The following is a 12,818-nucleotide window of genomic DNA, read 5'->3' on the forward strand; positions in this document are numbered from 1 at the left end:
TTTGCATCAGATATAACTATTTGTGCTATGAGGACGGAAGCCAAATAATCTATGCCGATAAACAAAAACGATGACTTATTTCTAGCCAGCTATGACTATAACATGTCATGGGGAATATGTCGGATACATGGTTGTTTCTTCCCTTTTGAAATGCATATAGTAGTGAATAAGGATGTTATTAACTGTTAGGAATCAACCTATACTTATATATTAACAAAACTGTATTAACATGAAAAAGACAAAAAGATCCAAGATCGGCCTGTTTGGAGGCATTGTACTTGCTATCGGAGTCTCAGCAACACCTGCTCATGTCTATGCTGTAACAGATGTTTCACCTGCAGCCAGTGTACAACAACAGAACTCGCAACGTGTAGTTGGGGTTGTGAAAGACCACAAAGGCGAACCTATTATCGGTGCCGTGGTTACCTCGGCCGGGCGAAAAGCGGGAGCTGTGACAGATGTTGATGGGCACTTTACCATTAATGTGTCACCCGGAAGCGAACTCCATGTGTCGTGTATCGGTTTCAAACCGGCTGTTGTTCGTGTGAAGGGAGATACTAACCAATACAATATTGTGTTGGAAGAGGACAACAAGGCTCTGGACGAAGTGGTGGTAGTAGGTTACGGAACACAGAAAAAGGTAAACCTGACCGGTTCTGTTGCGTCTATCAGTTCAGATAAATTGGCCAATCGTGTGGGTAGTGATGTCACCAATATGTTGACAGGTTTGATGCCCGGTGTGACGGTCATACAGAATAGCAGCATGCCGGGGGCCGACCAAGGAATCATGCGTGTGCGCGGATTGGGCACAATGGGCGATGCCAGTGCGATGGTAATTGTCGACGGAGTAGAAAGTAGTATGAGCAGTGTCAACCCCAATGATATTGAGAATATATCGGTATTGAAAGACGCTGCAGCCTCGGCTATCTACGGTGTTCGTGCTGCTAATGGTGTAGTACTTATCACGACGAAGCGCGGAAGCAAAGGTCGTACGAACGTAAGTTACGACGGTTACGTGGGATGGCAGCAAGCTACGCGCATGCCCAAGTATCTAGACTCTTACAATTATGCTACCCTTATGAATGAGGCATATACGAACGATGGCGTGCCGGCACCTTTCTCTAACGAAGATTTGCAGAAATTTAGAGATGGAACTTCACCCGATACGCATCCCAACTCGGACTGGTTGGATGCTTTACTCTCGCGTAGCGGTTTCTTCCACAATCACCATGTGAGTATCAAAGGTGGTGGTGAGAAAGTGACTTACTCGTTAGCACTGAACTATTATGACAAGCAAGGACTTGTAGAAAATACCAACTTCAAGAAGTTCAACGTGCGTACGAACATCGATGCACAGATTAATAAACGTGTGAAGTTGACTACCGACCTTGCCATGTATCGCAGTCGGTCTACGCAACCGGCCGATGGTATGGACAACTTGATGCATTATGCGTTCCGCGAAACACCTACTACGCCTATCCAACTCAGCAATGGTAACTACCCATTGTTCAAAAACGAGCATAATTCTGTGGCTTATTCAAGGATTGGTGGTACTGATGAGGCAATCAATACCAACTTCCAAGGAAGCTTGGGATTACAAGTAGACATCATCGATGGATTGAAATTGCGAGGCTTGGCAGCTTCTACGGTGAGCCTGCTCGACAATCCTATACATACTAACTCGATGAGTTTCTATGAAGCCGGCCGGGAAACGCCTATCAAGGTGACGCAAAGTAAGCAGGCAGAAAGCGATACCAAAGCATACGAAATCAATTTACAGGCCTATCTGGACTACCATAAGTCGTTTGGTAAGCACGACATAGGTGCGCTTTTGGGTTACTCACAACTCTATCAACAGACGCGTCTTTTAGGAGCTTCGCGTAAGAATCTGTCTAACTCACTTAGCCAGCTTAATGCTGGAGAAGTGACTGGACAGACAACTACCGGTACCGAAGTGGAATATGCACTTCGCTCTGTATTCGGTCGTCTGACTTATGCTTATGATAACCGTTATCTATTCGAAGCAAACCTTAGAGACGACGGAACATCGCGCTTCCCCAAGAATAAACGTTTCGGTGTATTCCCCTCTTTCTCTGTAGGATGGCGTATCTCAGAAGAGAAATTCTTCAAAGTCGACTGGGTAGACAACTTGAAATTGCGTCTGTCTTGGGGACTTTTGGGTAATCAAGAGACCATCGACGTGAATGGAGTAGTTAATAACTATCCTTTCCAGAATACTTATGTGTACGGTTACGATTATAGTTTCAATAACAAACTCTACACAGGTATCTCTATTGCCAGCCCAATGGCTAATAACAATATTACTTGGGAAAAGACCGAACAGTGGAACGTTGGTTTTGATGCTACACTGTTTAGAAACCGCTTAACGTTCTCGGCCGATTTCTTCCGCAAGGAGACTCGCGATATATTGTTGCAACTTCCTATTCCCTATATTACAGGTGTAGGTGCACCGATGCAGAATGCCGGAACCGTACTCAATACCGGTTTTGAATTGCAGTTGGGCCACAACAACCACATTGGTGATTGGAACTACTCGCTGAATGCCAACTTCAGCTACGTACACAATAAGATAACCGACCTCAAGGGGGGCGATACTCCCGGACAATCTGTAGGCGATCCGTTGTGGGCTTACTATGGATACGAGTGTGATGGTATCTTCCGTAGTGCTGACGAGATAACAAAACACCCTGCACAGACAATGGGTACACCTGTTCCCGGCGATTTGAAGTATCGTGATTTGAATGATGATAAGACTGTAGATAGTCGCGACCGCCGTGTGCTGGGTTCGTATTTCCCCAAGATTGGTTTTGGTCTTAACTTCGCAGTACAATATCGTAACTTCGATTTGAATGCCGTATTCCAAGGCTCTGCAGCCGTTAAGGGACTTCCGGTGAGCGAGATTCGCTATGCTTTCTACAATGGTGGAAAGGTGACCGATAAGTATTTGGATCGTTGGACCAAGGATAATCCCAATGGTTCGATGCCTCGCTTGTCGATGAAAGACTCTAAGAACCGTGTCACTTCTAGCTTCTGGGTACAGGATGCATCCTATCTTAAGATGAGAAATTTGCAAGTAGGATACAGCTGTCCGAAGTCTTTTATCTCTAAGTTCGGTATCAGTCGCCTACGTATCTATTGCAGTATTGACAATCTCTTTACGCTCTCCGGCTTCGATAGTGTCGATCCGGAAATGGTATCGGGTAACTATTATCCGTTGACACGCAATTATTCATTCGGTCTCAACATAAACTTCTAAATTTTGAACAGTATGAAAATCAAACAATATATTCCACTGTTGGCTGCCGGCTTATTGCTGTTTGCATCGTGCAACGACAGTTTTCTAGAGCGTACTCCGAAAGATCGCCAGTCAGATGCATCGTTTTGGAAAGACGGCAATGATGCCCAAAGCTATGTTAATGGTATCTATCTCTACTTGGTACAGCCTGAGAACCACACCATCATGACCGATTGCTATACCGATAATGCTGTTCCGGTGCATGTGGGAGCAGAGCAGGGAGCACTCTCGGCAGGTACTTCTACATCGAGTAATCCGCACTTCCTCCAATTATGGAACGATGCTTATCAAGGTATTCGTCGCTGTTTGGTGTACAAAGAGAAGATAACCGATGTCCAGATGAACGACAAAGACAAAGCACAACTCACAGCAGAAGTGCAATTCTTGGAGGCATTCTTCTATTCTACCTTATTAAAATATATGGGTGGTGTGCCTGTTTTGGATCATCCTTTGGCACTCAATGAGACGATGCCTGCAAGGAAGACGGCTGAGGAGACCTATGATTATATCGTAGGATTACTTGACAAAGCTGCTCCCAATCTGCCTATGAAGCGTGCTGTTGTAGACCATGGTAAACCCAGCGCCGGTGCTTGTTATGCCTTAAAAGCGCGTGTGGCTTTCTATGCCCATAAGTATGATGTAGCGGAAGAAGCTGCTGCCAAGGTGATGGCCTCAAAGCAATTCAAACTCTACGATAATTATGGTGACCTTTTTCAACCGGTAGCTGAGACCTGCGATGAAATACTCTTCGATCGCGAATATATCGAGAATCCGAAGAATTCTAAGGAAGGTAGCAAGATAGGATTGTTCTTTGCACCTATCATGATGGGTGGTTGGGAAGCTCTTTCGCCCACTCAAGATATGGTAGATGCTTATCCTTGTACCGATGGAAAGTCTATCAAGGAGTCGCCACTCTATAATCCGGCTAAGCCTTTTGAGGATCGTGACCCACGATTGGCTTTCTCTATTCTTTGGAAAGGGGCACAGATAGCAGGTAAAGCCTATGATATTAAGCAATTGGGCGATGGTAGTCATACCCGTACAGGATATTGTATGCGTAAATATATGAATCCGGAGAATGATGGTATCAATAATTATGACTGGACCAACTTTATCTATATACGTTATGCTGAAGTGCTGCTTACCTTTGCAGAGGCTCGTAATGAACGTCTCGGAGCACCCGATCAGCAGGTATATGATGCCGTAAATGAAGTTCGTCAGCGTCCGAGTGTTAATCTACCGGCATTGCCTGCAGGGCTTAACAAAGACCAAATGCGTACAGCCATTCGACTGGAACGCAGACTGGAATTGGCCTTTGAAGGTATCCATCTCTTCGATACGCGTAGCTATAAGACTACTGAGAAAGAAGTGACAAAGCCTGTCATGGGCGTGGATGATAGTGGAAAGCCATTCCAAGTAGAAGTTCGCAAGTTTAATCCAAGCCGTGATTACTTGTGGGCAATCCCTCTGAAGGAAATCGATTTGGCCAAAGGTGTATTGAAACAGAATCCCAATTGGGATTAAATCCATAGGAAGGAATGTTGGCAAAAAAAGTACAGTGAGATATTCCAATGACGTCAAGAATTATGTAATAACATTTGGCATATCGTGGAAAAAACTGTAACTTTGCACCGATTTTCGGCGTAACCGCTGGTGACAGAAGAGTTGTCGCGCACGTTGCGTTGGAGCAACAAACATTTTTTTAATACAACAAAATGGATTTAATAAAGGTTGCTGAGGAAGCATTTGCTACCGGTAAGCAGTTCCCATCGTTCAAAGCCGGTGATACAATCACTGTAGCTTACAGAATCGTCGAGGGTACAAAAGAGCGTATTCAGCTCTATCGTGGTGTGGTAATCAAAATATCCGGCCATGGTGACAAGAAGCGTTTCACTGTTCGTAAGATGTCTGGTACCATAGGAGTAGAGCGTATCTTCCCTATTGAGTCGCCTGCTATAGACAGCATCGAAGTGAACAAGCGTGGTAAAGTACGTCGTGCTAAACTGTACTATCTGCGTGCACTTACCGGTAAGAAAGCTCGTATCAAGGAGAAGAGAACTCTTGTTGCTACAGCAGAATAATTCATTCCATCCGATAAGGATAGTAAAAAAAGAGGTTCAGCCCATTGCGGTGCTGAACCTCTTTTTGGTTATTGGGGGGATGAGAGTAGTCGTACTAATTGGCCTTTATAGACTAATTATTTGTTATTAGTGTTTTCTTCCTCATCCTTAAATGTTGTACGTAGGGTGTTCCAATCGTCAAAACCCGCAAGCAAGGCAAGGCGGTCAAGAACTTCAGGAGACGGTTTCTCTATCCCCTTGACGTATTTCCAGAGCTTACGGAGCGATGCTGACTTCAGATGTATGTGATGTTTGGAAAAATATTTCGATAGTTTTTCGAAATCTACTTGTATCGTTTCTCTTGCATTCAGCTTGGCTTGGACTTCTTTCCAGATAATCTTAATATCTTTTCCCATATCTCATAACAAAACAAATAACTTATTAAGTGTTTCTATTATTTGTTTGCAAAGGTATGAAAAACTTCATGAGTGCCATCTTAAAGCAATGAATATTTCTTGTGTGAGGGATGATATGATGTTCTTGATGTGGCGTCAAGTAATATTGATAGTTAAATCTGTAAATTGTTTAATTGCCGTTTACGATATTCTCTTTACCTTTGCAAAAGATACAAGATGAAGATGGAAATAATAAAAGATAAAAAGTTTGGGGGCGAGCGCCCTCTCTTTGGAGCACACGATGTGCGTTTGGAAAATATTGAAATAACGGACGGTGAGTCGGGTATAAAATGCTGTCGAAATTTGGAATGTGACCATTCTGCATTCTATGGCAAATATCCTTGGTGGCATGTAGACGGCAGTCTGATAACCAACTGCTACTTTGCGCCGGAGAGCCGGTCGGCTATTTGGTACAGCACAGATATGGTAATGAAAGATAGTGTGATTGATGGACCGAAGTTTTTTCGTGAGATGAAGAACCTTACATTGGAGAATGTGAAAATCAATGATGCTGATGAAACTTTCTGGAAAGTTGATGGCTTGACAATAAAAAATGTATCTTTGCATGAGGGGACTTATCCTTTCATGTTCAGCAAGAATATCTATGTGGATGGATTGGAGAGCGATGCAAAATATGTTTTCCAATATTGTGAGAATGTAGAAGTGCATCATGCTAAGATTACCACGAAGGATGCGTTTTGGGAATGTGACCATGTGACCATCTATGATAGTGAACTTGACGGTGAGTACTTGGCTTGGCATAGCAATCATGTGCGCTTGGTAAACTGCCATATTAGTGGAGAACAACCGCTATGTTACGTGGAAAACCTCGTGTTGGAGAACTGTACATTTGATGCAGCATGCGACCGTGCCTTTGAAGACTCGGATATTCAAGCCGATATTCGTGGTACGATAACCAACATCAAGAACCCTCGTACCGGTCGTATTGTGGCCGATGAGATTAGCAGTGTGACTTACGACGAATTCGTGAAAGCACCAAATAACTGCGAAATAGTAAAACGATAAATTTATAATAACATGTTTGACTTTGATAAACTAATAGACCGTCGTAATTCCAATTGTATTAAATGGGATTTAGTGAAAGACACTGATGTCATCCCAATGTGGGTGGCCGATATGGATTTTGAAGTTGCTCCTTGTATCAAGGAAGCATTGATGAAGCGTGTAGAACATGGCGTTTTCGGTTATACACTAGTGCCCGAAAGCTATTATGAGGCTGTGCAGGGGTGGTTTGCGCGTCGTCATGGATTTACGATTGAGCGCGACTGGATGCTCTATACATCGGGAGTAGTACCCGGAATTGCCTGTGTTCTCAAGGCATTGACGATGCCGGGAGAAAATGTTTTAGTTCAAACACCGGTATATAATTGCTTCTTCTCGTGTATCAAAAATGCCGGGTGTAATGTCTTGGAGAATAGATTGGTACGCCGAGATGATACCTATGAGATAGATTTTGAGGATTTTGAAGCGAAGTGTGCCGATGAGAAGACGACGGTATTCTTGCTTTGTAATCCTCATAATCCGGGTGGACGTGTATGGCGGAAAGAGGAATTAGAACGCATGAACGATATCTGTTTGCGCCATGGGGTGCGTGTGGTGTGTGATGAAATACACTGTGAATTCGTGATGCCGGGCTATCAATATACTCCGTTTGCGACTGTATCGGAGGCTTGCTTAAAGAATGTGGTAACGCTGAATGCGCCTTCTAAGGCTTTCAATATTGCAGGTTTGCAGATTTCTAATATCATTTGTGAGAATGCAGAGGTACGTCGTCGTATCGACAGAGCTATCAATATCAATGAAGTTTGCGATGTTAATCCGTTTGGAGTGGTGGCTCTTGAAACTGCTTATCGGGAGGGTGAGCCGTGGATTGATGAATTGAATGTTTACTTAAGAGATAACTACAAAGCACTAAGGGCATTCATTGTAGAACACAAACCGGAATGGACAGTGATGCGACAAGAGGGCACTTACGTGGTATGGGTAGATGTTTCGGCTATGGGAAAGCCTGTCGCTGAATTGGAAGAATGGTGGCTGAAAGAACGTAAAGTGTACGTCAATGCCGGTACACATTACGGTGATGTCGCCGGAGAAGGCTATATTCGTATAAATATAGCTTGTCCTCGGAGCAGGATGCTGGAAGGTTTGAGTCGACTATGTCGCTAAACTACTGTTACCATTCCGAGGACTAAGCGCGTGTGTATTATAATGAAAGGTTTATATCAAGTGTCTTATTGATAATCTCAATAATCTCATCTAGCTTCCCGGCATCAAAGTTTCCTGTGAGACGTTTATTGGTGTTGGGAGCTATAAGATGAGTTCCATAGTGGGCATTCAGGTCTTCCACCACCTCATTGATAGGGGTGTTATCGAAGTGGAAGCGATGGGTGGCCCAACTAACGTGGTTCTCGTCTTCGTCAGCAATGCGTACAGGGCGCTCATCTTTTTGTGATATGACGGCGCGCATACCCTTGGTTAGCATGATTCCATCGGCTTGACCTAGTGCAGTGAAAAGCACTTTCCCACTATTGACATATACTTCTGTATGTGCTGTCGTTTCGGCTATCTCAAACTTAGTACCCAATACTCGTACATGGCCTTGGCTACTTTCCACATCAAAAGGGCGCTGATTGTCGTGCTTTACTTCAAAGTATATCTTGCCAGTCATGGTTACTTGTCGGCAGTTATCGCCTTTGTAAGAGAGTGTCGAGTGTGGTGATAGGGTCACATGTGTGCTGTCTGACAGCCAAAAACTTTGGGTCTCTGTCCGGGCAACCAATGTAGTTGTGGGCTGACGCAGCATCAAGTAGCTGCCAATAGAGAGCAAAATGAGGAATGATGCTACCATACTGACGATTCGTAAGGCTGTATGTTTCGGCTTTATACCGACGCTTGCACGAAATCTATGGATAGCTTTTCGGGTATCGAGCTTTCCTTCTTGATAATAATGCAGCACAAAGGCAGTTTCTTGTTTTTTGTCCATGATCAAATTACTATTTCATTCATATGACGTAAGAAAGTCTATTTCCCCCCATTCAAAATGCAAATAAAAAAACTTTTCTCAATATTCTAGTTCTACTTTCATCCAATCGCTCTCGCTCAGAGCGTAGCAACCAAGGACGCCAAAGCCCCCGCGGATGTTGGTAAAAGAGGGTTTCATCTGCGATAAACCATAGCGAGCAAGCTTGTTATTGGCTAATTCATTGATTGATTTGAGGAATTTATAATACTCCGGGGAAAGCTTGTAGAGGAATACCTTAAAGCTTCGACTGATGGGTACTTGGCTTGTCATGGCGGTTTGATAACTCAACACGTTGAGGCGTAGGGTATGGGTTAGTCCGTTGATATTGTGGTCGTTGAAGATGTAGAAGTTACGATAGAACATGTTGTTGAAGCCCAAACTGTTGTCAATATCGGATATATGGTTGAGCACAATTTCGTCTTTGGTATTGATGTCAGCCCAGAAATAGGCGGAATCTAAATCTTGTAGATTCTCATACGAGTCGTTTTTGGGTGCTATATCCTTTACTAGAATGCGCACGGCATAGTAGTCTGCAGTAGCTTCGGGGTCGGTAAAGTGGGCTTGTATTTGGTAGTATGTATCCTTGATGTTATCTTCTCCGATGCGTGTGACGTATATAGTATTGTCGGATATAATCGGAATAGCTTGTGGAATGGAACCTTGCGACTCTACGTTAGGGAGACTGTCGGTTGATACACTCAAGTTGATGAGATCTCCGGTTTGCTGTTTCCCCGTGGTATAGTACATACCATTCTCTTTCTTGTAAACTTTGCGTGGCATGCCATTGACACTATATTGTATGTTGGCTTCCCTTACCTCAGAGGCTGATATAGACCGTTTTGTACCTACAGGAATGCTCTTCCATAGTTGTATATAGGTGGTGTCGGCCGTAGAAGGGAATACATAGGCTACTAATTTGTTGTTAGTATCGGTAGAAACAATATTGAAATCATCTCGACATGCCACCGTACTGAACGCCAACAAGCATATGATACAGAGGATGAAAGTATGTTGTATGAATCTTCTTCGTCTCATTTTTTAGAACTTATAAGTGTAACTTATTGATGGAATGATGGGTATAAAGCCTTTTGCCTGAGCTGTAAACTTACCTTCTTTGTTCACTTTGATTTGTACGTAAAGTGGGTTTAGGTGACAATATACATTATAAAGACTGACGTTCCATATACGTTCGTGTTTCTTCTTGGTAAGTTTATGGAAGTCGAATCCTACATCCAAGCGATGGTAGAGTGGCAACGATTGGTTGTGGGGACGGTCGTAGATATAGCCAAAGCTAGCTATATTATCGCCCAGATTCAAATAGTATTGCACGATTCCGTCGTCAATATTTGCGGGCACTTCCGGCAAATTAGCATACTGTGTAGGGATACTTACGCGATTACCACTGTGTAAAGTCCAAGCTGCAAAGCAATAGATGTTGCGTGCTAGATGGTATCTGCCACTGATATTGAATTTATGTCGGTTGTCGAATTTGTCGTAATACCATCCCGGATAGAACTCTTTAAATTTGCGTTTATTCCATGAAAGCGTGTAAGCTGCGTCTATCTTGAGGTCTTTGGTCTTATATCCGAGGTCGACCGAGATGCCGTAATAGCGTCCTTTTCCTTGCATGATGTCTTTGTCCCAACTAGCTGCCGGCGGTTCCAGTCCCATCCAATTAGCATATTGTACTAGATTGTGCGAAGACTTATAGTATGCTTCAAGCGAGGCTGTCCAGTTATGTCCAAGCTGCGTATATACTCCTGTGGCAACCTGATACGACCGCATTGGTCTTAGCGAACGAGTTGTCGGCACCCAGTAATCAGTCGGCATGTCAAGATAGGTATTGGAAAGTTTGTGAACGAATTGGGTCATGGATGTCCATGAAAGTTTCATGGAGAGATGGTTGTTTACCTGATATTTGATAGCTAAACGAGGATCAATATTGAAGTAATTCTTACCCACAATACCGAAAAGGTCTAAATGTATGCCGGCATTGAGGCTTAGATGGTTGTTGAAAGTCATCTCATCTTCGATGTAAGCATTCCGTTCCATAGCGTGCAAACGGTTGTGGCTAGTGGTTCTAACGCTATCCAGTTCGTTCTCGTTATAGCCATAGTAATCCAGTCGTCTGTAGGTTTGGGGATGGAATGTATGGTAGGTAAGGTCGTTACCAAAGCGTATATGGTGGGTTGGGTTCGGTCTGTAATCGAACTCAGTACGGTATCCTAAGTCGTAGATAGTAGATTTGTAGCCATGCTCTGTGTGCGAAATATCGGCCGTAGTATGGTCTAAGAAGTATATTCTATCATCGTCGCTATAGGTGTAGTTCGACCTGTTATAAGAGTAAATACCAATGAAATTGGCGAAAAGTTTGTGCGAAAATTGGTATCGCCAAGCCACTGTGGCGTTGAAATTCCCCCATGTTAATTTCGATTTACTGATTTCCCGATCCCATTCGGTCAATATGGCTGAAGCCACATTGTTGTCTAATCGTAGCATATCGCGCCCCGAATAGAGGCTCAATGCCAATTTGCTTCGGTCGTTAAACTTATGTGTAACCTTCGCATTGACGTCATGGAAGATATAGTTGACAGTGGTCTTTTTGAATTCTTTACTATGACTGATAATCGAAGAGATAGGCTTGGAGAGCAGGTCTATCCATGAACGTCGGATGCCAATATTGAATGAAGTCTTGCCTTTCTTGATAGGTCCTTCGAGTTGGAACCGTCCGTCTATCAGTCCGATAGAGGCAGCTCCGTGTATTTGTTCCATATTTCCTTCGTTGGTACGGACGTCGATAACCGATGACAGTCGGCCACCGTAGCGTGCCGGAAAGCCGCTTTTATAGAAGTCTACATTGTTTACTATGTTTGTATTGAAGGCCGAGAAGATACCTAATGTGTGGTTTGAATGGTAGAGTGGGCTGCTATCCAGCAGGAATAGATTCTCATCATTGTTGCCACCATGTACGTAAAGTCCGGAGGCAATCTCTACACCTTCGGCCACACCGGAGACTCTTTGTAATGTCTTTACCACATCGGGCGAACTGAGTAGTGAGAACTCTGTCTGTAGATCTTTGCGTCCAAACGAACGTTTACCTGTCTGTGTGGTCAGCAAAGGTGAGTTCAAATCGCCCGTGACAACAATCTCCGAGAGGTGTGTATTCTCCTTGAGAATGATAGAACAATTGTGGTTGCGCTTGAGTTCAAAGCTTCTTATTTCATCAGAGAAACCTATGTAAGAAATGCGAATCGTATGTTGCCCACTTGGCAGTGTGAGACTATAGAAGCCGTATTCATTGGTCATGGTGCCTGCACCTGTATCTTTATCGTAGATGGTTGCATTGATAAGCACTTCTCCATGTTCGTCGTGTACGTATCCACTAATTGTATATAGGGTAGGTGGTTTGGGCTGGTTTTTGACGACTTGTAACTCTTTGGCTGTCAGTATTACGTATTGTCCTTGTATCGACCAAGCTATATGGGTATTGCCAAAGAGTTGTGTTAAAGCTTCAGAGAGTGTCAAGCCTTTTATAGAAGCCCCATTGTAAGCTTGATTGATGGGTAGTGAAGAGTCATAAATGAAGTGTACATGCCTATCTTTCTCAATGAGAGCCATTTGTTGTTTGATAGAGGTTAGATCTTTTCCAAGACTCTCCATCGAAACAAAACAAATAAGTGCTATTGTTATATATATGGTATGAATGAACTTCATTCTACAAAAATACGCAAAAGTTTGCGTATTTCTTATTCCATCAAATCTTTTTCTTAGAAAACATGAACAGAGAGGAGAGACTTTAAATCGTGTGAGTTGGCGTGTTTACCGCCATCGTAAAGTTGAGTGTCTAAATGTGTGTCCGTTATATGAAAGTATATTGCTCTCCTTCTGTTTCATGCATATATATGTCCAGTTGAGATTTCATGGCTAGCCGAGAATGTCTTTAT

At 43.4% G+C, this 12,818-nt stretch carries 9 protein-coding genes; 5 read left to right on the top strand and 4 right to left on the bottom strand.

The window, feature by feature from the left end:
• The first annotated feature begins 229 nt into the window (after positions 1–229).
• From AC1EK4_RS05345 to rplS, 3 genes are all read left to right on the top strand, one after another.
• Positions 230–3,277, top strand: a complete 3,048-nt coding sequence (locus AC1EK4_RS05345) for a SusC/RagA family TonB-linked outer membrane protein (RefSeq protein ID WP_052052756.1) — start codon at positions 230–232, stop codon at positions 3,275–3,277.
• A 12-nt stretch (positions 3,278–3,289) separates the two neighbouring features.
• Positions 3,290–4,840 (top strand): RagB/SusD family nutrient uptake outer membrane protein, encoded by a 1,551-nt coding sequence (locus tag AC1EK4_RS05350; protein WP_480357312.1) that lies wholly within the window; start codon positions 3,290–3,292, stop codon positions 4,838–4,840.
• Between the two features lie 191 nt (positions 4,841–5,031).
• Positions 5,032–5,397: a 50S ribosomal protein L19 gene (gene rplS / locus AC1EK4_RS05355; protein ID WP_036896348.1), complete on the top strand. Its 366-nt coding sequence runs from the start codon at positions 5,032–5,034 to the stop codon at positions 5,395–5,397.
• Between the two features lie 116 nt (positions 5,398–5,513).
• Here rplS and AC1EK4_RS05360 read toward each other — a convergent pair whose 3' ends face one another.
• Positions 5,514–5,792, bottom strand: coding sequence for a hypothetical protein (locus AC1EK4_RS05360; protein WP_036896347.1), 279 nt, complete (start codon positions 5,790–5,792; stop codon positions 5,514–5,516).
• A gap of 222 nt (positions 5,793–6,014) precedes the next feature.
• Between AC1EK4_RS05360 and AC1EK4_RS05365 the strand changes: the two genes are divergently transcribed.
• Entirely contained in the window at positions 6,015–6,857 is an 843-nt protein-coding gene (locus AC1EK4_RS05365) for a DUF3737 family protein (RefSeq protein ID WP_062433998.1), read from the top strand.
• Positions 6,858–6,869: 12 nt separating this feature from the next.
• The gene (locus AC1EK4_RS05370; RefSeq protein WP_480357314.1) at positions 6,870–8,018 is read left to right on the top strand and encodes a MalY/PatB family protein; all 1,149 of its coding nucleotides are present in this window, start codon (positions 6,870–6,872) and stop codon (positions 8,016–8,018) included.
• 37 nt (positions 8,019–8,055) lie between these two features.
• On the opposite strand, the gene AC1EK4_RS05375 is transcribed toward AC1EK4_RS05370, so the two are convergent.
• From AC1EK4_RS05375 to AC1EK4_RS05385, 3 genes are all read right to left on the bottom strand, one after another.
• Positions 8,056–8,835, bottom strand: a complete 780-nt coding sequence (locus tag AC1EK4_RS05375; protein ID WP_036896344.1) for a FecR family protein — start codon at positions 8,833–8,835, stop codon at positions 8,056–8,058.
• A gap of 78 nt (positions 8,836–8,913) precedes the next feature.
• Positions 8,914–9,909: a DUF4249 domain-containing protein gene (locus AC1EK4_RS05380; protein WP_480357316.1), complete on the bottom strand. Its 996-nt coding sequence runs from the start codon at positions 9,907–9,909 to the stop codon at positions 8,914–8,916.
• A 3-nt stretch (positions 9,910–9,912) separates the two neighbouring features.
• Positions 9,913–12,588, bottom strand: coding sequence for a carboxypeptidase-like regulatory domain-containing protein (locus AC1EK4_RS05385; protein WP_036896338.1), 2,676 nt, complete (start codon positions 12,586–12,588; stop codon positions 9,913–9,915).
• Positions 12,589–12,818: the final 230 nt, after the last annotated feature.

This window comes from Prevotella sp. C0026C3 (genome assembly GCF_056590795.1).

Excerpts from the sequence above, each read along its gene's own strand:
- AC1EK4_RS05350 (WP_480357312.1), top strand. The coding sequence starts at position 3,290 with ATGAAAATCAAACAATATATTCCACTGTTGGCTGCCGGCTTATTGCTG.
- AC1EK4_RS05360 (WP_036896347.1), bottom strand. The coding sequence starts at position 5,792 with ATGGGAAAAGATATTAAGATTATCTGGAAAGAAGTCCAAGCCAAGCTG.
- AC1EK4_RS05365 (WP_062433998.1), top strand. The coding sequence starts at position 6,015 with ATGGAAATAATAAAAGATAAAAAGTTTGGGGGCGAGCGCCCTCTCTTT.
- rplS (WP_036896348.1), top strand. The coding sequence starts at position 5,032 with ATGGATTTAATAAAGGTTGCTGAGGAAGCATTTGCTACCGGTAAGCAG.
- AC1EK4_RS05370 (WP_480357314.1), top strand. The coding sequence starts at position 6,870 with ATGTTTGACTTTGATAAACTAATAGACCGTCGTAATTCCAATTGTATT.
- AC1EK4_RS05375 (WP_036896344.1), bottom strand. The coding sequence starts at position 8,835 with ATGGACAAAAAACAAGAAACTGCCTTTGTGCTGCATTATTATCAAGAA.
- AC1EK4_RS05380 (WP_480357316.1), bottom strand. The coding sequence starts at position 9,909 with ATGAGACGAAGAAGATTCATACAACATACTTTCATCCTCTGTATCATA.
- AC1EK4_RS05345 (WP_052052756.1), top strand. The coding sequence starts at position 230 with ATGAAAAAGACAAAAAGATCCAAGATCGGCCTGTTTGGAGGCATTGTA.
- AC1EK4_RS05385 (WP_036896338.1), bottom strand. The coding sequence starts at position 12,588 with ATGAAGTTCATTCATACCATATATATAACAATAGCACTTATTTGTTTT.